Annotated in this window: 19 protein-coding genes; 13 read left to right on the forward strand and 6 right to left on the reverse strand. The window is 73.0% G+C overall.

Annotation, left to right across the window (positions count from 1 at the left end; genetic code table 11):
- Nucleotides 1-281 precede the first annotated feature (281 nt).
- Entirely contained in the window at nucleotides 282-1,295 is a 1,014-nt protein-coding gene (locus AB0F81_RS25440; RefSeq protein WP_360201086.1) for a hypothetical protein, read from the forward strand.
- Here the strand turns inward: AB0F81_RS25440 and AB0F81_RS25445 are convergent.
- Nucleotides 1,282-2,262, reverse strand: a complete 981-nt coding sequence (locus AB0F81_RS25445; protein ID WP_360201088.1) for a DUF5937 family protein — start codon at nucleotides 2,260-2,262, stop codon at nucleotides 1,282-1,284. The genes AB0F81_RS25440 and AB0F81_RS25445 overlap by 14 nt on opposite strands.
- A 65-nt stretch (nucleotides 2,263-2,327) precedes the next feature.
- Here AB0F81_RS25445 and AB0F81_RS25450 point away from each other — a divergent pair, with 65 nt between their 5' ends.
- Nucleotides 2,328-3,533, forward strand: a complete 1,206-nt coding sequence (locus AB0F81_RS25450) for an MFS transporter (RefSeq protein ID WP_360201090.1) — start codon at nucleotides 2,328-2,330, stop codon at nucleotides 3,531-3,533.
- Here AB0F81_RS25450 and AB0F81_RS25455 read toward each other — a convergent pair.
- Nucleotides 3,436-4,032, reverse strand: a complete 597-nt coding sequence (locus tag AB0F81_RS25455) for an SMI1/KNR4 family protein (RefSeq protein WP_360201092.1) — start codon at nucleotides 4,030-4,032, stop codon at nucleotides 3,436-3,438. The genes AB0F81_RS25450 and AB0F81_RS25455 overlap by 98 nt on opposite strands.
- A gap of 38 nt (nucleotides 4,033-4,070) precedes the next feature.
- Here AB0F81_RS25455 and AB0F81_RS25460 point away from each other — a divergent pair, with 38 nt between their 5' ends.
- From AB0F81_RS25460 to AB0F81_RS25475, 4 genes are all read left to right on the forward strand, one after another.
- Nucleotides 4,071-4,769 carry an alpha/beta hydrolase gene (locus AB0F81_RS25460; protein WP_360201093.1) on the forward strand — a complete coding sequence of 233 codons (699 nt, stop codon included), beginning with the start codon at nucleotides 4,071-4,073 and terminating at the stop codon, nucleotides 4,767-4,769.
- Nucleotides 4,770-4,860: 91 nt separating this feature from the next.
- On the forward strand, nucleotides 4,861-5,520 hold the full coding sequence (locus AB0F81_RS25465) for a TetR family transcriptional regulator (protein ID WP_360201095.1): 660 nt from the start codon (nucleotides 4,861-4,863) through the stop codon (nucleotides 5,518-5,520).
- On the forward strand, nucleotides 5,517-7,043 hold the full coding sequence (locus AB0F81_RS25470; RefSeq protein ID WP_360201097.1) for a patatin-like phospholipase family protein: 1,527 nt from the start codon (nucleotides 5,517-5,519) through the stop codon (nucleotides 7,041-7,043). The genes AB0F81_RS25465 and AB0F81_RS25470 overlap by 4 nt, the downstream gene beginning before the upstream one ends.
- A gap of 126 nt (nucleotides 7,044-7,169) precedes the next feature.
- On the forward strand, nucleotides 7,170-8,795 hold the full coding sequence (locus tag AB0F81_RS25475) for an acyl-CoA dehydrogenase family protein (protein WP_360201099.1): 1,626 nt from the start codon (nucleotides 7,170-7,172) through the stop codon (nucleotides 8,793-8,795).
- Here AB0F81_RS25475 and AB0F81_RS25480 read toward each other — a convergent pair.
- The 3 genes from AB0F81_RS25480 to AB0F81_RS25490 are packed head-to-tail and all read right to left on the reverse strand — an operon-like array spanning nucleotide 8,779 to nucleotide 12,838.
- Nucleotides 8,779-9,495, reverse strand: a complete 717-nt coding sequence (locus AB0F81_RS25480) for an alpha/beta hydrolase family protein (protein ID WP_360201101.1) — start codon at nucleotides 9,493-9,495, stop codon at nucleotides 8,779-8,781. The two genes, AB0F81_RS25475 and AB0F81_RS25480, sit on opposite strands and share 17 nt — an antisense overlap.
- Nucleotides 9,495-10,664, reverse strand: a complete 1,170-nt coding sequence (locus AB0F81_RS25485; protein ID WP_360201103.1) for a family 1 glycosylhydrolase — start codon at nucleotides 10,662-10,664, stop codon at nucleotides 9,495-9,497. Before AB0F81_RS25485 ends, AB0F81_RS25480 begins: the two co-directional genes overlap by 1 nt.
- A gap of 26 nt (nucleotides 10,665-10,690) precedes the next feature.
- Nucleotides 10,691-12,838: a glycoside hydrolase family 3 C-terminal domain-containing protein gene (locus tag AB0F81_RS25490; protein ID WP_360201105.1), complete on the reverse strand. Its 2,148-nt coding sequence runs from the start codon at nucleotides 12,836-12,838 to the stop codon at nucleotides 10,691-10,693.
- A gap of 133 nt (nucleotides 12,839-12,971) precedes the next feature.
- Here AB0F81_RS25490 and AB0F81_RS25495 point away from each other — a divergent pair, with 133 nt between their 5' ends.
- The 7 genes from AB0F81_RS25495 to AB0F81_RS25525 are packed head-to-tail and all read left to right on the forward strand — an operon-like array spanning nucleotide 12,972 to nucleotide 21,134.
- Entirely contained in the window at nucleotides 12,972-14,510 is a 1,539-nt protein-coding gene (locus AB0F81_RS25495) for an ABC transporter substrate-binding protein (protein ID WP_360201106.1), read from the forward strand.
- Nucleotides 14,511-14,521: 11 nt separating this feature from the next.
- Nucleotides 14,522-15,451 (forward strand): ABC transporter permease, encoded by a 930-nt coding sequence (locus AB0F81_RS25500; protein WP_360201108.1) that lies wholly within the window; start codon nucleotides 14,522-14,524, stop codon nucleotides 15,449-15,451.
- Nucleotides 15,448-17,142 carry a dipeptide/oligopeptide/nickel ABC transporter permease/ATP-binding protein gene (locus AB0F81_RS25505; protein ID WP_360201110.1) on the forward strand — a complete coding sequence of 565 codons (1,695 nt, stop codon included), beginning with the start codon at nucleotides 15,448-15,450 and terminating at the stop codon, nucleotides 17,140-17,142. Before AB0F81_RS25500 ends, AB0F81_RS25505 begins: the two co-directional genes overlap by 4 nt.
- A complete protein-coding gene (locus AB0F81_RS25510; protein WP_360201112.1) occupies nucleotides 17,139-17,978 on the forward strand; it encodes an ATP-binding cassette domain-containing protein in 840 nt (279 codons plus the stop codon). The genes AB0F81_RS25505 and AB0F81_RS25510 overlap by 4 nt, the downstream gene beginning before the upstream one ends.
- Entirely contained in the window at nucleotides 17,975-19,477 is a 1,503-nt protein-coding gene (locus AB0F81_RS25515) for a family 20 glycosylhydrolase (RefSeq protein ID WP_360201114.1), read from the forward strand. Before AB0F81_RS25510 ends, AB0F81_RS25515 begins: the two co-directional genes overlap by 4 nt.
- Nucleotides 19,474-20,133, forward strand: coding sequence for a TetR/AcrR family transcriptional regulator (locus tag AB0F81_RS25520; RefSeq protein ID WP_360201116.1), 660 nt, complete (start codon nucleotides 19,474-19,476; stop codon nucleotides 20,131-20,133). Before AB0F81_RS25515 ends, AB0F81_RS25520 begins: the two co-directional genes overlap by 4 nt.
- Nucleotides 20,130-21,134 (forward strand): alpha/beta hydrolase, encoded by a 1,005-nt coding sequence (locus AB0F81_RS25525; RefSeq protein ID WP_360201117.1) that lies wholly within the window; start codon nucleotides 20,130-20,132, stop codon nucleotides 21,132-21,134. The genes AB0F81_RS25520 and AB0F81_RS25525 overlap by 4 nt, the downstream gene beginning before the upstream one ends.
- Here the strand turns inward: AB0F81_RS25525 and AB0F81_RS25530 are convergent.
- Entirely contained in the window at nucleotides 21,104-21,805 is a 702-nt protein-coding gene (locus AB0F81_RS25530; RefSeq protein ID WP_360201119.1) for a hypothetical protein, read from the reverse strand. The genes AB0F81_RS25525 and AB0F81_RS25530 overlap by 31 nt on opposite strands.
- Between the last annotated feature and the right edge of the window lie 57 nt (nucleotides 21,806-21,862).

Here is a 21,862-nt window from a genome sequence, read left to right on the forward strand (position 1 = left end):
GTCCGCGGTCGCCGGGCTGCTGTCCCCGATCACGTTCGCGGCGCCCGCGGCGGCCCCGCTCATCCCGGCGGGACGCGTCGGCGGCCTGCTGGTCAGCGGCATCTCCGGAGCCCGCCTGGCAGGCGCCGCGTAAGACGAGCAAGCCCGCCGGGCCGGCACCGCGCAGCGACGGGCAAGCCCGCCGGGCCGGCACCGAGCAGCGACGGGCAAGCCCGCCGGGCAAGCGCCGCGCAGCGACGAGCAAGCCCAGCCCGCTGGTACCGCGTGCTTACGCTCAGGTGATGACTCCCGTCAATCGCCTGTCGCGTCGGGGAATCAACTACGACACCGGCATCAACTTCATGCCCGGTTACCTCTCCCGCGAGTTCTGGCACCGCAGCGCGGTCGAGCGTGACATGCGCGCCATCGCCCACGACCTGCACTGCGACACCGTCACCGTGCTCGGCTCAGAGATCGAGCGGCTCCGCGACGCCGCCGAGATCGCCCTGGCCGAGGGTCTCGACGTGTGGATCCAGCCGCGGTTCGTCGAGGGCACCCGGACCACCACTCTGGAACACCTGGCACGCGCCGCCGACCTCGCCGAGGAACTGCGGATGGCCCACCCCGACCGCATCACGCTCAACGTCGGCTGCGAGCTCAGCCTGTTCATGAAAGGCATCCTGCCGGGCCGGACGTTCATGAGCCGGATCCGCGTCCTCACGGTCGCCTGGCTGTTCATGCCGCTGTTCAGCCACCGCCTCAACGCCCATCTGCGCGCCGCGTGCGAGCTGGCCCGCAGCCGCTTCCACGGGCCGCTCACCTACTCGTCCGGCGAGTGGGAGGGCGTGGACTGGGCGCCGTTCGACTACGTCGGCGTCGACTACTACCGGCAGTCCAGCAACGCCGCGACATACGTCGAGCAGCTCCGCCGGTTCCGGCGGCACGGCAAACCGGTGGTGATCACCGAGTTCGGCTGCTGCACCTATCAGGGCGCCGAGAACAGGGGCGGCGCGGGATTCATGATCGTCAAGTGGGGTGATCCGCCGACCATCAAGAGCGGCTACGTGCGCGACGAGCGGGTGCAGGCCGACCACCTCGGCGAGCTGCGCGAGATCTACGAGCGGGAGGGCGTCGACGCGGCGTTCGTCTACGCGTTCAGCGAGCCGTCCAACCCGTTCGACCCCGACCCCACCCGCGACCTCGACATGGCCGGTTACGGCATCGTCAAAGTGGTCCGGCTGGCCACCGCGGACGAGGTGGAGGAATGGGAACCGAAGGCGGCGTTCGCGCGGCTGCGCGACCTCAACAAGCGGTAGCGGCCAGGGCGTCACCGAGCGGCGTGCGCCGGTAGAGCACGGAACGGCCGGACCGGGCCCGGCTCACCAGGCCCGCACGGTGCAGCACGGCCAGGTGGTCGCCGACCGCGCCGGTCGCCATACCGTACGCCCGCGCCAGCTGACTCGTGCTCGCCGCGTCGGCGAGGGTGACCAGCAGCAGCGCTCGCGACCGCCCGAGCAGCGCCGACAGGTGCTCGGGCGCCTCCGGCGGGCCGTGCTCCAGCAGCGTCGCCACACCCCGCGCCGGATAGACGATCGCTTTCGGCCACGGCTCGTCCGCATAGACCGCGAACTCGGGCCAGACGAACACCGACGGCACCAGCAGCAGCCCGGCGCCGCCGAGCGCGATCATCCCGCCCTCGCGGCCGGCCAGGTCGATGCCGCCGTCGCGCCAGCGGACCTTCGGATGCAGGCCGGCCAGCGCCGCCGCCCACCCCTCGCGGCCCAGCTCACCGGAGCGGTGCACCACGTCGCGCTCGCACAGCAGGCGCAGCCGCGGCCAGTCGCCGGCGAGCAACTCGGACCAGGCCACCGCGAGGAAATCAGCCAGCCGGTCCAGCACGTCCGGCGCGTTCAGCACGGATCGGGCGGCGTCGGTGGCGTCCGGGCGGCGCCGCAGATAGAAGTCGATCTCGGCGCGGGCCACCTCCGGCGCGGTCGCCCGCAGCGCGGCCAGGTCGTCCTCGATGGTCTGCCCGAGCCGCCGCGGCGGCGGACACAGGATGTTCGCCCCCGAGCGCGGCAGGCGCAGAGCCAGCAACGCGTCCATGACGGGATCGGCGCGCAGCGGCGCGAGTCGCGGCCGCAGCCGCTTCAGCCACGCCTCGGGTACGCCGTGAGGATGCGGACCGGCCAGCCCGCGGATCAGGTGCTGGAGTTCGAAGATCGGCGAGAGCGCGAACCGGGTCCGCAGGAGGTCCTCAGCGCCGGCCTCGAAGCGGATCACCCCTCGACCTTACGCCTCACGGCGAAACATTCGAGGTTCCCCGGACCGGTTGGCACGCTCACCGCATGACCGTCACCGACCGGCCGGCCACCTATCGTGAGGTGTTCGCGGAACCCACCTTCCGCGCCCTGTTCGTCGCGCGGACCCTCGCGATCGGCGGCCACTCGCTGCAGATCTTCGCGCTGTCGGTCCTGGTGTACGCCGGGACCGGCTCGCCGCTGCTGAGCGCGCTGGCGTTCGGGGCCGGGTTCCTGCCGCAGTTCGTCGGCGGCATGCTGCTCGGGTCGCTCACCGACCGGCTGCGCCCGAGGCGGCTCATCACCACCGGCTTCGGGGTGGAGGCGGCGCTGGCGGCCGTACTCGGGCTGGTCGTCCTGCCGGTGCCGGCCAGCCTCGGGCTGGTCGCGGTGGTCGCCTGCTTCGTCCCGGTCTTCAACGGCTCCGCGGCCCGGGTGATCGCGGAACGGCTCACCGGTGACGCGTACGTCCTCGGCCGCTCCGTGACCAGCATGTCGTCGTCGGCCGCGCAGCTGGCCGGCCTGGCCGGCGGCGGCGTCGCGGTCGCGGCGCTCGGGCCGCGACCGGCGCTGCTGATCGCGGCCGGTTGCCAGCTGGCCGCCGCGCTCGTGGTACGAATCGGACTCCCGCTGGACAGGCCGCCGGTGGGTGGGCGTGGGGGAGCGGTGCGGGACAGCTGGACCGGGGCGGTCAGCCTGCTGCGGGACCGCACCATCGGGCGGTTGCTGTTCGCGCAGTGGCTGCCCTCGGCGTTCGTGGCGGGGGCGGAGGCGCTGCTGGTCGCCTACAGCGCGCGGCGCGGCTTTCCGGCCGGCGCGGGCGCGGTGCTGATGGGGGCGTCGGCGGTCGGCATGTTCGTGGGCAACTTCGTGGTGGGGCGCTTCGTGCGGCCGTCGCTGCGGGAACGGTACGCGGCCGCTTTCGTGGTCCTGCTCGGCGCGCCGCTGATCCTGCTGCCGCTGTCGTTGCCGCTCGGGGTGGTCGCCGGGTTGCTGGTGCTCGGGGGGACCGGCTTCGCCTACGGCCTGGGGTTGCAGCGTGAGTTTCTGCAGGCCGCGCCCGACGGGCGCACCGGCCAGCTGTTCGCGCTGCTGTCGACCGGGTTGATGGCGTTGCAGGGCGTCGGTCCGCTGGTGCTGGGCGTGCTCGCCGAGTTCACGTCGCCGTCGCTGGCGATCGCGGTGGCCGGGGCGGCGACGGTGCTGGTGGCGCCGCTGGTGCGCCGCCGCCGAGACGCCGGTGCCACTCGCTGAACGTCAGCGGCTCGCCGTCCGGGCCGGTGATCGGGGTCAGCGGGACGTCGCTGCCACGGGCGTCGTCCCACACGGTGCCACGATGGGGGCCGGAGACGGCAAGCCGCCAGACGTGCCCGCAGCCCTGGTGGGCGAGAACGAGCGTGCCGTAGGCCTCCTCGTCGTAGAGGTCGTCCTCACGCTGGATCCAGGCGCGGCAGGCCGCCTCGAACGCCGCCGCGTCGGCGAAGTCGCCGGCGACCGGCCGGGCCCGCTCGTGCTCCTCACGGACGGCCGGGTCGAACGGCTGGAACGGCGTGCCGAGCCGGGCGATCAGCGCGGGGTCGTTCCCGGTCCAGCGCCAGCCGTCGCCGTCCCGGACGACGCGGGTCAGCTCGAACCCGCCCACCGGCCCGCCGTTGCCGACCTCGGTGAGGAACGTGCGGTAGTCCTCGGGCAGGCGCACGCCGACGGCCCGCTCGATCTCCGCCAGCTCGGCGAGCGTCAATGCCTCTGTCACGCTGCCACGATAGTCAGCGGCTCGGTTACGGTGCAGCGATGGCGAACTTCGTCTTGGTCGCGGGCGCGCGGCTCGGGGCGGGGGCGTGGGCCGACGTCGTGCCGCATCTGCGGGCGGCCGGCCACGGTGCTCACCCGCTGACGCTGTCCGGGCTCGCGGAGAAGCGGGGTGTGCCCGCCGGGCAGCAGACGCACGTCCGGGACATCGTGGACGAGGTCGTGTCGCGGGATCTGCACGACGTCGTCCTGGTGGGTCACAGCTACGCGGGTATCCCGGCCGGTCAGGCCGCGCAGCGGATCGGGGACCGGCTGGCCCGGGTGGTCTTCGTCGATTCCAGCGTTCCGGCCGACGGCGAGGCGTTCGTCGCGGCCTGGCCGGACGGCGGGGTGATGATGACCGAGGTGTTCGCCGCGAACGGCGGGTTCTGGCCGCCGTCGCCCGCGGCGCACTTCGCCGGTCACGGTCTCACCGATGAGCAGATCGCCCGGATCGTGGCCGGGGCGACGCCGCACCCGGGTGCCACGCTGACCGAGCCCGCCGCGCTGGTGCGGCCACTGGGCGAGCTCCCGGCGACCTATGTCCACTGCACGCTTCCCGGCGATGAGCTGAGCGAGGACGTGGCCGGTCTGCTGGCCGGCGGACGGTGGCGGCTGGTCGAGTTGGACACCGGCCACTGGCCGATGTTCTCGCAGCCACGTGAGCTGGCGAGGGTTCTCCTCGACGCCGCCGCGGAGTGACCGCCGACTCCCCTTGTTGCGTGATCAATTGAATGGTGGTTCACTTCTTGACCTAGCTCTGAATCTGGATTCAAAACTTGGGGGCCTCCGGATGCCATACCGGCAGACCGCGTTGACCAGGAAGAACGCCGAGGACAAGCGGGAGGGCCTGCTGCGCGCCGCGCGTTCACTGGTGGCGGCGGACGGGTTCAAGGCGGCCACGGTCGCGGCCATCGCGGCTCGGTGCCAGGCCAGCGTGGGGTCCGTGTACTCGTACTTCGACGGGCGCGACCGGCTCCTCGCCGAGGTGTTCCGGAGCGCGGCCGGGCACGAGATCGACGTGGCGCGCGCGGCGGTGGCCGCGGCGGGGCGGCCGGTGGAGCGCCTGGATGCGCTGATCCGCACCTTCACCTCGCGGGCGCTGCAGGGGCGGCGGATGGCCTGGGCGCTGCTGTTCGAGCCGGTCAACCCGGCGGTGGAGGCGGAGCGGCTGATGTACCGGCGGTCCTACACCGACCTGGGCGAACAGATCATCGGCGACGGCACCGCGGCCGGGGAGTTCGTGCCGCAGGACGCGCGGCTCGCCTCGGCGGCCGTGATGGGCGCCATCTCCGAGGCGCTGGCCGGGTGGATCCGGCCGGACAGCCCCGAGCCGTCAGCCGACGACCAGCGGACCGCGCTCGACGGGATCCGGATGTTCTGCTTCCGCGCGCTCGGCGCGCGGCACCTGGCGCTCAGCGCGCAGCACCTGGCTACCGGGGGTGCGCGATGACGTCGCTGGCCACCGCGCAGCGGGTGCTGGCCGACCAGGCGGTCACCCGGATGCTCGGCACACGGCTGGTGTCGTTCGGCACGGACGGGGCGGTCGTCGAGGTCGACATCCGGCCGGAGATCACCAATCAGCACGGGGCGGTGCACGGCGGGATCGTCGCCTACGCCGTCGACTGCGCGGTGGCCTTCGCGGGCGGGGCGGCACTCGGGCCGGACGTGGTCACGGCCGGGCTCACCATCGACTATCTCGCGCCGGCGCGGGGCCGGACCTTGCGCGCGCACGGCAGCACGGTGCGCGCGAGCGGGCGCCGGGCCACCTGCCGTTGCGAGGTCGTGGCCGTTGACGCTGATGGCTCCGAGACGCTGGTCGCGGTCGCGCAGGCCACGATCATCACACCGGAGAAATCAGACAAGGCGGCGAACGCCGAGACATCCGCCCCCTCCGGAATGCCCGGCGCAGCGGCAAGCACCGAGGTCGCGGGAATCGGGTCGGCGCAGACGGCCGAAGCCGCTGAGCGGGCCGCGCGAGCTCAGGAGGTCGCGGGTGCTGAGCGGACGGCGAGGACGGCCCGGCGGCGGCTGCGAGCCGGCCGGAAGCAGACGCCGACCGTGCAGGAGATCCTCCGCGCGCGCCGCCACAGCGGGGACAACGACGACGGGGCCACGGTCGCGCTGGTCATCGAGGGCGGCGGCATGCGGGGAATCGTCTCCGCCGCGATGGCCGCGGTCATCGAGCAGGAGGGCATCCTGCCGTCGGTCGACCTGATCGTCGGGACCTCGGCCGGCGCGGTCAACGCCGCCGCCCTGGCGGTCGGTGCGGCGGGGCGGATGGCCGAGTCCTACGCCGAGGTGTTCGCCTCGCCGGACTTCATCGACGTGCGGCGCATCGCCCGCGGCCGCCCGGTGATCGACGGCGCGCGCATCGTCAGCCACGTCGACCAGCTCTTCGACGTGGGCGCCGCGGCCGGCACCGCATGGGCGGCCGGGCGGCTCGCGATGGTCGCCACCGATGTGGACACCGGGCGGGCCGAGGCGCTCACCGACTTCACCGACCGGGCCGATCTGGTCACCAGCATCCACGCGTCCGGCCTGCTGCCGCTGCTCGCCGGGGATCCGGTGGCGCTGCGCGGGCGGCGCTGGCTGGACGGCGGGATCGTGCAGGCCGTGCCGGTGGTCACGGCCGCCGCGCTCGGCGCCACCCACGCGATCGTGCTGGCGACCCGGCCGCCGGGCACCCAGCCGGCCTACGGCGCCGCCGACGTGCTGGCCGAGCGGTATCTGCGCCGGCTGAACCCGGAGCTGGCCGCCGCCTACCGGGGCCGACCGCACCGCTACCGGGAGACCCTGCAGCAGGTCGGCGAGGGCTGGGCGCACGGCCTCAGCACGGTCGCGCTCACCCCGCGCCTGAGCGACCCGCTTCCCTCCCGCCTGGAACGCGACCAGGCCGCGCTGCGCGCCGCCCGCGCCGCGGCCACCGACGCGGCCCGGCAGCACCTCGCCTTCTTGCTGGAGAGCGGCCGGTGAGCGGCCTTGTTGCGGGGCGGCCGGTCAGCAGACTTCCTGTTGACGGGCGGTCGGCGAGCGGGCGAGACGCCGCGAGCCTTCCTGCTGAGAGCGAAGGCGTGAGCCTTCCTGCTGATGGAGCAAGCCATGACCGGTACGCATGAGGTCCTCAACCAGGCGCCACCGCGGGCCGGGCTCAACGAATACCTGATCAACCCGGCGCTGACCGAGGCGGTGAGACGCTACGACGCGCAGTGGGCCACCGCGCACCTCAGCGACGTCGGCGCCCTGGTCGGGCAGGCCGGCTTCCAGCGCGACGCCGAGCTGGCCAACACCCATCCGCCGGTGTTCGCCAGCCACGACCGGTGGGGGCACCGGGTCGACGCGGTCGACTTCCATCCCGGTTACCACCGGGTGATCGCCGCGGCGATCGAGCACGGCGCGCACACCGCCTGCTGGTCGCAGCCGCGGCCCGGCGCCCACGTCGCGCGGGCCGCCACGTTCATGCTGTTCGGCCAGATCGAGCCCGGCCACGGCTGCCCGGTGAGCATGACCCACGCGGTGGTGCCGTCGCTGCGGTTCACCCCGGAACTCGCCGAGTTCTGGCTGCCCAAGGTCTACTCCCGCGACTACGACCCGGAGCTGCGCGACCCGGCCACCAAGACTTCCGCGATCTTCGGCATGGCGATGACCGAGAAGCAGGGCGGCTCGGACGTGCGCGCCAACACCACCCGCGCGGCCGACGCCGGCGACGGGACCTGGCGGCTGACCGGCCACAAGTGGTTCTGCTCGGCCCCGCAGTCGGACGCGTTCCTCGTGCTGGCCCAGGCGCCCGGCGGGCTGTCCTGCTTCCTGGTGCCGCGGGTGCTGCCCGGCGGGGAACGCAACGTCTTCCGCATTCAGCGGCTCAAGGACAAGCTGGGAAACAAGTCCAACGCGTCCTCCGAGATCGAGCTGGACGGCACCACCGGCTGGCTGGTCGGCGAGGAGGGCCGCGGTGTGCGCACCATCATCGAGATGGTGGCGCAGACCCGCCTCGACTGTGTGCTGGGCAGCGCGGCCGGCATGCGGCAGGCGGTCGCCGAGGCGGCCTGGCACGTGCGGCACCGCAGCGCGTTCGGCGCCCTGCTGATCGACCAGCCGGCGATGACCGCGGTGATCGCCGACCTGCAGCTGGAGGCCGAGGCGGCGACCTGGACGGCGATGCGCCTGGCGGCCGCCTACGACAGCGAGGACCGCGAGTCGGTCGCGTTCCGCCGGCTGGCCACCGCGGTCGGCAAGTACTGGGTGTGCAAACGCGGCCCGAACCACGCCTACGAGGCCCTGGAGTGCCTGGGCGGCAACGGCTACACGGAGAGTTTCCCGCTGGCGCGCCGCTACCGGGAGCAGCCGGTGATGGCGGTCTGGGAGGGTTCCGGCAACGTGATCGCGCTGGACGTGCTTCGGGCGATGAGCCGGGAACCCGACTCGGTCGAGGCGGTGCAGAACGAGCTGATGTCCGCGGTCGGGGTGCATCCGGCGTACGACGAGCATGTCGCAGCCACCCGCAAGCTGCTCGCCCAGATCTCCGCGAACCCCGCAGCGGCGGCCGGTACGGCCCGCCGCGTCGTGGAAGCGCTCGCCCTCGCCCTGCAGGGCGCCGTGCTGATCAAGGAGGCGCCGGCCGCGGTCGCGGACGGTTTCGTCGCCGCCCGGCTCGGCCCGGATCGCAGCCTCGAGTACGGCGCCCTCGACCCGGGCCTGGACCTGGCCGCGATCAGCGCCCGCGCCTGAGCCCGGCGATCCACGACAGGACCCGTTGGATGGCGCGGTCCCAGTACTGCCAGTCGTGGTCGCCGGCCCCGAACTCCACCGTCGGCTGCCGGCCGGCGCGGCGGGCCCGCTCGGCGAAACGCACGTTCGACGGGTAGGTCATGTCCTCGGTGCCGCAGTCGAGGTAGAGCGGCGGGACCGCGGCGCCGGGACGCTCCAGCAGCGACAGCAGGTCGTAGTCGCTGCCGGTCAGATCCCCGGCGGGGAAGGCGTGCGGGACCCCGTCGTGCAGCATCTGCCGGACGACGGGGTGGGCGACGTCCAGCACGCCGGAGAGGCTGGCCGCGCCGGCGAAGCGGTGCGGGTGGTGCAGCGCCCAGTGCAGGGCGCCGTAGCCGCCCATCGACAGGCCGGCCACATAGGCCGGCTGGTCGGCGACCCGCAGCCAGCGGGCCACCACCCGCGGCAGTTCCTCGGTGAGGAACCGGCCGTGCTCGCCGACGTAGAAGCTGCGGCCGCCGCGCGGCATCACCACGGCGAGGTCGTACGCGGCGGCGTACCGTTCCAGCGCGGTGTTGCGGGTCCACGACGTCTCGTCGTCGCCGAGCCCGTGCAGCAGGTAGAGCACCGGCGGCGGCTGCGCCGAGTCCGGCATCAGCACCGTCACCGCCGTGCTGGTGCCGAGCGTCTCGGCGAAGAAGTTGCCGGTGAGCAGTGCCATCAGCAGGCTCCGGGCAGGACACCGGCGCGGGCCAGCTCGCCGTACCAGCGGGCGCTGGGCTTGACCGTGCGGCGAAACGTCTGCCGGTCGACGGCGACCAGGCCGAAGGTGTGCGCCCAGGAGCCCCACTCGTAGTTGTCCAGCAGCGACCAGTGCAGGTAACCGCGGACGTCGAGGCCGTCGGCGACCGCCCGGCCCAGCCCGGCCAGGGCCTGGTGGGTGTATTCGCGGCGTTCGTCGTCGTCGGCGGTGGCGATGCCGTTCTCGGTGACCAGGATCGGCACCGAGATCCGCGAGGCGGTGTGCCGGACCGCCGCCTCCAGCGCGCCGGGGTAGAACTCCCAGCCGATCTGGGTGCGCCGCGCGGCCGGATCGGCCGGCACCGGCCCGTCCGGGCCGATCACCACCCGGGTGTACGCCTGCACCCCGATGAAGTCGTCGTCGCGGGCCGCGTCGATGAACTGGTCCTCCCGTGCCCACGCCCACTGCTCGGCGTGCTCTTGCGCGCCGGGAACGGCCTGGAAGGTCTGGTTGGCGATGGTCCAGCCACTGGCGACAGCGTCCAGTTCACCGCGAGCCGCGTGGTGCGCCGCGATGAGCGCCTCGGCGACCCGCTGGTCCGGCGGCGGCAGCGCCCCGGCGACCAGGTTCGGCGCGCCGGAGTGCAGCCGCGCGGCCACCATGGCCAGCATGTTCGGCTCGTTGATCGTGCACACCCACGGCACCCCGTCGAGGATCGGCCGGACCGCGCGGACGTAGCCGGTGAACTGCCGGATCGCGTCCGGCCCGGTCCACCCGCCGCCGTGCCGGAACCAGGCCGGTGAGGTGAAGTGGTGCAGGGTGACCACCGGCGTCACACCGCGTTCCAGGCAGCCCTCGATCATCCGCCGGTAGTGGTCGAGCGCCGCCCGCGACACGTGACCGGGCGCCGGCTCGACGCGGGCCCACTCGATGCCGAACCGGTAGGCGTTGAGGCCGAGGTCGCGCAGGATGTCCAGGTCCTCGCGCCAGCGGTGGTAGCTGTCGCAGGCGTCGCCGCTGCGCTCGGGCAGCGGCGAGCCGGCCATGTTCTCGATGGCCCACAGGTCGCTGGCGGTGTTGTTGCCCTCCACCTGGTGCGGCGAGGTCGCCGCACCCCAGAGAAAGGACGAAGACACGGGTACGGGCACGGGTGTTCCTTTGCGGGGGAGGGGGTTCACCGGTCGCGGTACGCGCCGGAGCGGATCAGTTCGGCGCGGTCGTGTTCGGCCTGGCCGACGAGCAGGTCGACGACCTCGGCGGTGAGCCCGACCCCGAACGTGCGCAGTTTGATCAGCGGCATCCCGTCGACCATGCGCAGCAACTCGGGGGCGATCTCGGTGGCCCGCCCGGCGCGGGCCTGCTGCAGCAGCCGGCCGAGCAGCGGCCCGCCCGCCGGGTGGGCACGCCACTCGCCGACCGTCGAGTCACCGGTCAGCGGCGGCAGGAACCGGTCGCCCTCGGTGTGCAGGTCGCCGGTGAGCCGGATGTCGCGGGACGAGGCGCCGACCCGGATCTGGCGAGCACCGGCGTCGACGGTCCAGCGCTGGTGCCGTACGTCCCAGATCGCGAGGTCTCGCGCGGTGAGCGCGAGGGTGACGCGCTGCTCGCCACCCGCCTCGAGGGTGATCTTTTCGAAGCCGCGCAGCTGGTGGCCGACGTAGAGCTGGACCACCTCCTGCCCGTCGCGCTCGCCGGTGTTGGTGATCGTGCAGCCGACCTCCCAGGTCAGCTCGCCGGTCTCGGTGATCGTCAGGTCGCGGTAGCCGAACGTCGTGTAGGTCAGCCCGTGGCCGAACGGGTAGGCGACCGGCGTGCCGAGCGCCTCGAAGTGCCGGTAGCCGACGTGCACGCTCTCGCCGTAGACGACCTGCCCGTCGCGGCCGGGAAAGTGCAGGTGGCTGGGGTGGTCCTCCAGCCGCAGCGGGATCGTCTCGGCGAGCCGGCCGGACGGAGCCAATACGCCGAGCAGCAGATCGGCCAGGGCTTCGCCGCCGGCCTGACCGGGCAGCCAGCCCTCCAGCACGGCCTGGGCGTGGTGCTGCCACTCGGCGACCGACACCACGCCGCCGTTGGCCAGCACCACCACGATCCGCGGGTTGACCCGGGCCACCTCTTCCAGCAGGCGTAGCTGGTCGGCCGGCAGCGCGAGGGTGGTCCGGTCGTAGCCTTCCGACTCGGCCTCCGCGGGCAGGCCCAGCATGACCACCACCGCGTCCGCGCCCTGCGCCACGGCAACCTCGTCGCCGGCGAACGCGACCACGTCGCCGAGCCGTGCGGTCAGCGCGTCCAGCAGCGACGACAGCGCGGTGGGCACCACCCGCGACGAGCCGCCGCCCTGGTAGCGCGGGGTGCGGGCGAACTCGCCGAACACCGGCAGCCGGCGCAGCCCGGTGGGGGACAGGGGCAGGATCGCACCGTCGTTCTTCAGCAGCACGGCCGCCTCGGTGGCGGCCTGCCGGGCCACGTCCTCGTCGGCGACCGGCGCCGGATCAGCGCCGCTGACCCGCTGGTGCAGCAGCCGCAGGCGGTCGCGGACCCGGTCCAGCACCGCCGGGTCCAGCTCGCCGGCCCGGACCGCGTCGGCGACCAGGTGATCGGTTCCGGTCGGCGGCATCTCCACGTCGCAGCCGGCGCGGACCGCGGCCACCCGGTCGCCGACCGCGCCCCAGTCGGAGACCACCACGCCGTCGAAACCCCACTCGCCGCGCAGCACGTCGGTGAGCAGCCACGGGTGCTCGCTGGCCGGCACGCCGTTGACCCGGTTGTAGGCGCTCATCAGCGCCCACGGCCGGGCGGTGCGCACCACGTGCTCGAACCCGGCCAGGTAGATCTCGCGCAGCGCCCGCTCGTCGACCCGGGCGCTGACCCGCATCCGGTCGGTCTCCTGGTTGTTCACCGCGAAGTGCTTCACACAGGCCCCGACGCCGGCCGCCTGGATGCCCTCGACCATGGCCGCGGCGAGCACCCCGGTCAGGTGCGGGTCCTCGGCGAAATACTCGAAGTTGCGCCCGCCCAGCGGCGACCGCTTTATGTTCATGCCGGGGCCGAGCAGCACGTCGACCCCGAGAGCCCGGGCCTCCTGGCCCAGGGCCCGCCCGACCCGGCGCAGCAGGGCCGGGTTCCACGTCGAGCCGAGCGCCACCGCCGGCGGGTAGCAGGTGGCCGGGATGCTGTCGCCGATGCCGAGCGCGTCACCGCCCTCGCGGGCGCGCCGCACGCCGTGCGGGCCGTCCGCCAGGGTGAGCGCGGGCAGCTCGCCGTCGCCGGTGGTGTGCCAGGTGTCGCTGCCGGAGGTGAGCGCGGCGCGGCCGTCCAGATCCATGTGGACCCTTTCTGAACAGGCGAAACAACGATCGGGAAAGAGAATCTACCACTTGGTAGATTTTTCGCTATGCTCGGTTCCCGCACCGCGGTGTCCCGCCGTGCGTCCCCCTTTCACAACGAGGTGTTCGTCCATGAACCGGACTCTGCGCACCGCCACGGGCGTGCTCGCTCTCGGCGCGCTCCTCGCCCTGGGCGCCTGTACCGCTGACGCCGGCACCCCCGCCGGCGAGAAGCTGAAAACCTTGACCATCGGCACCATGACGCCGGCCCGCAGCATGGACCCGGTCGACGCGGGCGGCGGGAGCATCCCCTTCTACCAGGCCGTCTACGACACGCTGATCAAACGCGAGCCGGACGGCAAACTCAGCCCGATGCTCGCCAGCGACTGGAAGTACGACGCCACCAACACGGCGCTCACCCTCACCGTCCGCGACGGCGTCACCTTCGACGACGGCACCCCGGTCGACGCCAAGGCGGTCAAGGCCAACCTCGACCGGTTCCGTGCCGGCGGCGCCGCCGAGAACGCCCAGGCGCTGAGCACCAAGTCGGTCGAGGTGACCGACCCGAAGACGGTCGTCATCAAGCTGACCGGACCGGACCCGGCGCTGCTGGACAGCCTCTCCGACGCCTACGGGCTCGTCGCCAACCCGGCCAAGTTCAGCCAGGACAAGCCGTTCGCCACCGTCCCCGACGGCACCGGGCCGTACCGGCTGGTCGCCGACGCCACCATGGCCGGCACCCAGTGGACGTTCGCCCGCAAGGAGAAGTACTGGGGACCGGCGCCGGCGTTCGCCACGGTGACCATGTACGTCTTCGACAACGAGAACGCGATCGTCAACGGGCTCAAGACCGGCCAGATCCGCGCCGCCGTGCTGCAGAGCGTCGACCAGCAGATCGCCGCCACCACCGGCACCCAGCTCAAGACCACCACGCAGGAGATCGACCTCAAGCTGCTCAACATCTTCGACCGCAAGGGCGCCAAGGTGCCCGCGCTCGGTGACCCGCGGGTGCGGCAGGCGATCAACTACGCCATCGACCGCGACGTGCTGGTCGAGCAGATCCAGCAGGGCCGCGGCACGGCCACCAGCCAGATTTGGGGCAGCCAGGCGCCGGGTTACACCAAGGAACTGGACTCCTTCTACCGCCACGACCCGGCGAAGGCCAAGTCGCTGCTCGCCGAGGCCGGTCACGCGGCCGGGTTCACCCTCACCCTGCCCCGGCTCACCGCGCTGGTCCCGGACTCGCTCGCCGAGGCGATGAAGGCCGACCTGGCCGCCGTCGGCATCACGCTGAAGTGGGACGACCTGGACCGGGTCTCGTTCCTGACCAAGACGTTCCGCGAGTTCCAGTACCCCGGCGTGGTGATGAACGGCGGCCAGCCCGCCAAGGACTGGGCCACGGTCAGCGGCTCGATCCTGCCTAAGACCATCGCCAACCCGTTCGGCGACACCGACGCGACCATCCAGGACCTCACCGCGAAGATCCGCGCCGCCGACCCGGCCCAGGCCGCCACCCTGGCCCAGCAGCTCAACCGGCACATCGTCGAGCAGGCCTGGTACGTGCCGCTCTACCGCATGCAGTACCTGCACGTCACCGTCCCGACGATCAGCGTCGTCCCGCAGGCCGGCCTGGCCGTCCCCGCCCTGTACAACTACCAGCCGGCAGCCTGATGCTCGGCTTCGTGCTCCGGAGGACGGGCGCGGGCGTGCTGCTCGTGCTCGTCATCTCCTTCGTCACCTACCTGCTGCTGTCGCTGCCGGACAACGACGTGGCCCGCAGCCTGCTCGGCCCGGACGCCCCGGCCGAACTGGTCGCGGCGACCAACGCCGAGCTCGGCGTGGACCGCCCGGTGCTGGTCCAGTACGCCGACTGGCTCGCCCACGCGGCCCGCGGCGACCTCGGCACCTCGTGGTTCACCAGCGAGAACGTCGGTACCGCGATCGCCGGCCGGCTCCCGGTGACACTCAGCCTGATGCTCGGCGTCACCCTGGTGACCGCGGTCGTCTCCTTCGCCCTGGGCATCTGGGCCGGGGTCCGCCGCGGCGCCGCCGACCGCCTCGTGCAGATCCTCGGCGTCCTCGGCTACGCCCTGCCCGGCTTCCTGGTCACCCTGGTGATCGTGCTGGTCTTCGCGGTGCGCCTCGGCTGGTTCCCGGCCATCGGCTACATCCCGCTGACCGAGTCGGCCGGCGGCTGGCTCTCCACCGTGACCCTGCCGATCGTCTCGCTGTCGATCGGCGCGGTCGCCGGCACCAGCCAGCAGGTCCGCTCCGCGGTGATCGAGGTGCTGCGCCAGGACTACGTGCGCACGCTGCGCTCCCGCGGCCTGTCCCGGCGCAGCATCCTGGTCAAGCACGTGCTGCGCAACGCCTCCGCCCCCGCGCTGACCGTCCTCGGCATGCAGTTCGTCGGCCTGCTCGGCGGCGCGGTCCTGGTCGAGCAGATCTTCGGCCTGCCCGGCCTGGGCAGCATGGCGGTCACCTACACCACCCGCGGCGACATCCCGGTGATCATGGGGATGCTGATGGTCACCGTCGTCGGGGTCGTCCTGGTCAACCTCGCCGTCGACGTGGCCATCGGCGTGCTCAACCCGAAGGCGAGGCGCGCGTGAACGCCTGGCACCGCTTTCTGCGCAACCCCCTCGGCGTGCTCTCCGCGCTGGTCCTGCTGGTGGTTATCGGCGCGGCGCTGGCCGCGCCGCTGCTCACCGACGCGCGCCCGGACGCGGCCGTGCTGCGCGACGCCTTCGGCGCGGCCCGCGACGGCCACCCGCTGGGCTTCGACTCGGCCGGGCGCGACATCTTCAGCCGCCTCGTTCACGGCGCGCGCAACACGCTCGGCGGTGCGGTGCTCGCGCTGGCCGTCGCGGTGGCGCTCGGCATCCCCGCAGGCCTGCTCGCGGGGTACGCGGGCCGCTGGTTCGACGCCGTCTCCAGCTGGCTGGTGAACCTGGTGATGGCCCTGCCGGCGATGATCGTGCTGCTCGCGTCGCGGGCGGTGCTCGGCCCCACCGTCTGGGCCCTCATGATCATCCTCGGGGTGCTGGCCGCGCCGAGCTTCTTCCGGCTGGTCCGCGGCATCGTCGTCAACGTGCGCGGCGAGCTCTACCTCGACGCGGCCCGGGTCGCCGGGCTGCCGGCCTGGCGGATCATCACCCGGCACGTGCTGGTCGTGGTCCGCGCCCCGATCATCATCCAGCTCGCCCTGGTCGCCGGCGTCGCCCTCGGCCTGCAAGCCGGCCTGGAGTTCATCGGCGTCGGCTCCAGCGGCAGCCTGCCCACCTGGGGCGCCATGCTCAACGAGGGCTTCCAATACGTGCAGCGCGCCCCGCGGCTGATGCTCTGGCCGGGCCTCGCCCTCGGCCTGACCAGCGCGGCCCTGGTGCTGCTCGCCTCCGCGCTGCGCGATGCCCTGGAAGACCGCGCCACCGGGCCCCGGCAGGCCCGCCGCCGGCTTCCCGCAGACGTACGCCCGGCGCGGCTGGACGGCGAACCCCGGGCCGCCCTGCTCTCGGTCCGGTCGCTCGCCGTCTCCTACCGGCTGCCCGACGGCTCGGAACGCGAGGTGGTCCACGACGTCGACCTCGACGTCGAACCCGGCCGCATCGTCGGCCTGGTCGGCGAGTCCGGCTCCGGCAAGACCCAGACCGCGTTCTCGATCCTCGGCATCCTGCCCGAGGGCGGCCGGGTCAGCGGCGGCAGCATCACCGTCGACGGCACCGAGGTCGTCGGCCTGGGCGCCCGCGACTGGCGCCGGCTGCGCACGAGCGTCGTCGCCTACGTGCCGCAGGAGCCGATGAGTAACCTCGACCCATCGTTCACCATCGGCTCCCAGCTGATCGAACCGATCCGCGCCGCCGGGGTCTCCCGCGCCGCCGCCCGGCAACGCGCCGCCGACCTGCTGCGGGCCGTCGAGATCCGCGACCCCGACCGGGTTCTGCGCAGTTACCCGCACCAGATCTCCGGCGGCATGGCCCAGCGGGTCCTGATCGCCGCCGCGATGGCCGGCGACCCGCGGCTGCTGATCGCCGACGAGCCGACCACCGCCCTGGACGTCACCGTGCAGGCCGAGATCCTGGCCCTGCTGCGCCGGCTGCAACGCGAACGCGGCCTCGGCGTCCTGCTGGTGACCCACAACCTCGGCGTGGTCGCCGACCTGTGCGACACGGTCGCCGTCATGCGGCAGGGCCGCATCGTCGAGACCGGACCGGTCGCCGAGGTGCTCGGCGCACCCCGCCACGACTACACCCGCTCGCTGGTCGACGCCGTCCTCGACGAACTGCCCCTCACGGAGTCCCGATGACCACATCCCCGCTGCTGCGCCTCGACAGGGTGCGGGTCAACTTCCCCGGCAAGGGCTGGCGCGCCGCGCCGACCGAGGTGCTCAAGGGTGTCGACCTGGTCGTCGAGGCCGGGCAGACGCACGGCCTGGTCGGCGAGTCCGGCTCCGGCAAGACCACCATCGGGCGGGCCGTGCTCGGGCTGGTCCCGGTGGCGGCCGGCACGATCCACCTCGACGGCTCGCCCATCCACGCGTTGACGTCGCGCCGGCGCCGGGCGCTCAGCCGCGACCTCCAGGTGATCTTCCAGGATCCCTACACGTCGCTGAACCCGGCGCGGCCGGTGGGGGACACCCTCGCCGAACCGCTCTACGGCCAGGGACAGCGGCCACGGGAGGCCCGGCAGCGGGTGGCCGGGCTGCTGGAACGCGTCGGGCTGCCGGCCGGCGCGATGGACCGGCTGCCCCGGGAGTTCTCCGGCGGGCAGCGGCAGCGGATCGCCATCGCGCGGGCCCTCGCCATCGGGCCCCGGCTGATCGTCTGCGACGAGCCGGTGTCGGCGCTCGACCTGACCACCCAGCGGACCGTGCTCGACCTGCTGCAGGAGATCCAGCGCGACACCGGCGTGGCCTACCTGTTCATCTCGCACGACCTGGCGGTCGTGCGGCACATCAGCCACGTGGTCTCGGTCATCCGGCACGGGGAGATCGTCGAATCCGGTACGGCCGAGCAGGTCACCGCCGAGCCGAAGCACCCGTACACCCGGCGGCTGCTGTTGTCGGCGCCGGTCGCCGACCCGCAACGGCAGCGACTGCGGCGTGCGGCGTACGAGCGCGAGTTCGCCGGGGAACGGTCGTGAACCCGCCCGTCGTCCCCGCGCCGCAGCGGGTCACGTGGACCGGCACCGCCCGCCACCTCGGTGTTGACACGCTGCGCGTCTGCGGGCCGGCGTCGCTGGTCGAGGCCGTCGCGGAACTCGCCGAGCGGTGTGCCGGCCGCAAAGTGCTGACGGCGGGGGCGGACGAGGCGGACGTGGTCGTCGAGATCGACCCCGCACGGCGGTCGGGGTCGCCGAGCGGGCTGGCGCCCGGCTTCGACGGCGACGAGTCGTACACGGTGGAGCGGCGCACGATCCGGGCCGCGACCGAAGCCGGCGCGTTCCGGGCGCTGACCGTGGTCGTTCAGGCGGCCGGGCCGTCAGGGCTGTTGCTGTTCGAGGCGGCGGACGCGCCGGACCTGCGGTGGCGCGGGCTGACGCTGGACGTGGCGCGGCACTTCCTGAGCGTCGCCGAGCTCGAGGCCGTGGTGGACCTGCTCGCCTGGTACCGGCTCAACGTGCTGCACCTGCACCTGACCGACAACCAGGCCTGGCGGGTGGAGATGCCGGGGCGGCCCGCGCTCACCCCGGCCGGCAGCGGCAGCTACAGCGCCGCCGAGATCGCCGGGCTCGCCGAGTACGCGCGGCGGCGGCACATCACCCTGCTGCCGGAGTTCGACATGCCGGGACACGTGGGGGCGGTGCTTGCCGCGTACCCCGAACTGGCCGGCGAAGGGCCGGCCGCGCTGCCGGGCCTGGGCCACCTGCGGCCCGGCGTGCCCGCCGCCGTCGCCTTCGCCGAGCAGGCGGTGGACCTGCTCTGCTCACTGACCCCGACGCCCTACGTGCACGTCGGCGGGGACGAGGCGTTCAGCATGGACCCGCAGGAGTACGCCGCCTTCGTGCGGCTGCTGCACCGGCGGGTGCGGGCCAACGGGAAACGGCCGGTCGCCTGGCAGGAGGCGGCGCGGGCCGGAGCCTTCACCGAGGGCGACGTGCTCCAGCAGTGGATCTCGCCGCGTGACGCGCCGGGACCCGACGTGCTCGATCGGCTGCCGCCCGAATACGCGGCGCTGCGTGACACCCTGTCGGCGACCTTCGCGCAGGCGCCGCACGACCAGCCGCGGGCCATCGCCGACGGGGCGTGGCTGCTGCTGTCGCCGAGCTACCCGTTCTACCTCGACCGGCGATATGCCGAACCGTCGCTCAACACGTCCCAGAACACGCTGATGGCGCGCCTTGGGCACGGCGGGTACCCGGCGGCGCGTACCCGTGACCTGCATGACTGGGCCTGGGATGAGCTGCCTGCCGTGGCCGGGGCGCAGGCGGCCCTCTGGGCCGAGACGATCGGCGGCGTCGACGACCTGGCGGCGTTGCTGCTGCCGCGCCTGCCGGTGCTGGCCGAGATGATGTGGAACCGGCAGCGGCAGCCGTGGCCGCGGCTCGCCGCCCGGATCGCCGCGCACGCACCCGTCTGGGAACGGCTCGGTTTCGGCGGCTACTACCGTTCGGTTGACGTTTTCCCCAAGGAGTTCCTGTGACACAGACGCCCGAGCGCCTCACCAAGGGCGAACGGACCCGGCGGCGGATCCTGCACACCGCCCTGGAGATCTTCGCCGAGCGCGGGTACGCCGGGGTGTCGCTGCGTGAGGTCGCCGCCCGCGCCGGGATCACCCACGCCGGGCTGCTGCACTACTTCACCGGCAAGGACGACCTGCTGCTCACCATGATGATCGAACGGGACCGGGCGGAGATCGAGGCGATCCGCGGATACGTCGCCGCCGGCACCGGACCCGCCTCGGTCGACGAGGTGATCATCCGGTGGATGATCCGCGACATCGCCCGCAACCAGAGCCGGCCGGACATCGCCCCGTTGTTCGTCAAGCTCTCCACCGAGGCGACCGAGAGCAGCCACCCGGCGTACGACTACTTCCGCGGCCGCTACACCCGGCTGCGCGAGACCCTCGCCCGGGGATTCGCCCACGAGTTCGCGGCGGCCGACCCGCCGGTGACCGGACGGGACCCGCGGCTGTGCGCGCAGCAGTTCATCGCCATGGCCGACGGATTGCAGGTGCAGTGGCTGCTCGACCCCGCATCGACCGACATGGTGGCGTCGCTGCTGGACTACCTGCACGTGCTCGGCATCGACGCGCAGGGCTGGGCGGAGCTCACCGTGCCCGAGGACCGGCCGGCATGACGGGTCTGCTGATCTTCGCCGCCGTCGTCGTTGCGCTGGTGCTCGCCGCCTGGCTGGCGTTCCGGCTCAGCCCGTGGCCGATGGTTCTCGTCATCCGGCACCTGCCGGCGTTGAGCGGCGAAGGGATCAACGAGCGGCTGCAGCCCGCTGTGCCGTCGGGCATCGTCAGTGTGCTGGACGAGCGTTATGACCCGGCGGACCGCGACGCCTATCTCGATGTGTTCCGGCCGGACTCCGCGACCGGCCCGCTGCCGACGATCGTGTGGGTGCACGGTGGGGCGTTCATCGCCGGCACCCGGAAGGACCTGCGCAACTATCTGCGGATCCTGGCGGGCCGCGGGTTCACCACGGTAGGGGTGGAGTACTCGCACGCGCCGGAACGCCGGTATCCGACGCCGGTGCTGCAGGTGGCGGCGGCGCTGGCCTACCTGCGGCGCAACGCTGCACGGCTCGGTGTGGACCCGGACCGGATCGTCCTCGCCGGGGACTCGGCGGGGGCACAGATCGCCGGGCAGATCGCGCTGGCGCTGTGCGACGCGGCGTTCGCCGCGGCCGCCCGGCTGCCGCTGGTCGCGCCGGGCGTGCGGATCCGTGCGACCGTGCTCGCCTGCGGGCCCTACGACCTGAACCTGCCGGACTACCAGGGGGAGTACGGACGGTTCCTGCGGGCGATCATGTGGGCGTACACCGGAACCAGGGACTTCCAGAACGATCCACGGTTCGCCTTCGCGTCACTGCCGCAGCACGTCAGCGAGCACTTTCCGCCGACATTCCTGACCGTGGGCAACGGGGACCCGCTGCGGCGGCACTCGGTGGCGCTGGCCGAGGCGCTGCGGGCCAGGGGAGTGACGGTGGACGCGCTGTTCTATCCCGACGACCACAGCCCGATCCTCGACCACGAATACCAGATCGACCTCAACACCGACGCGGGAGCGGCCGCGCTGGAACGGATCGTGGCGCACGTCGACACCTACACCCGCGATCGGCGGCCGGCCAGGTAGCGCAGGCCCCGCTTGAGGTACGTGCGAGGGTTCGTGTCCAGGAATCTCGCCCATGACGGATCTTTCTCGCCGCGCAGCCAGGCGTAACGGGCCAGGGCGTAGCCGTACATCGGCTCGGTCAGGTAGCCCAGCCGGGACGTGCGGTAGCTGCCGGTGTCCTGGGCGAACGCGAAAGCCGAGTTGGCCGAGAAGATCCCCAGGCCGAAGAAGACCGTCAGCAGGTCGGTCAGCGGCTCATGGTCCCGGCGCTCGGGCGTGATCCGGCCGTCGCCGAGCAGCAGGACATGGCCCAGCTCGTGGGCGATCGTCGCGACCAGCGCCATCGGGGCGGCGGCCTGAGCGTCGTCGACCGCGACGATCGCCCGGCCGTCCCGGATGCGGAAGTGGCCGGCGGCGCCGGACGACCGGCTGCTCAGCGGAACGTGGGCGGCCAGCTCGGCGGCGTCCTCGTCGTCGGCGTAGTGCTCCAGCGTGATCCGGGCCGGGTCGACGCCCATGTGCGCGCAGACGATGCCGAGCACCGACCGGACGTCGTCCCGGCCGGCCCGGTAGGTGCCGGGGAAGAAGTCGTCCGTCGGCAGCACCACCGTGCCGAGCAGCCGGTCCCGGCCGAACTCGGCGACCATCCAGTCCAGCGAGGTCTCGATCCACTGCTGCTCGACCGGCCGCATATCTGGAGTGTGCGGGCACGCGTCAACGGCGATGAACAGATCCGGGTCATCAGGGTG

Source organism: Actinoplanes sp. NPDC024001 (genome assembly GCF_040638955.1).
Lineage (GTDB): Bacteria > Actinomycetota > Actinomycetes > Mycobacteriales > Micromonosporaceae > Actinoplanes.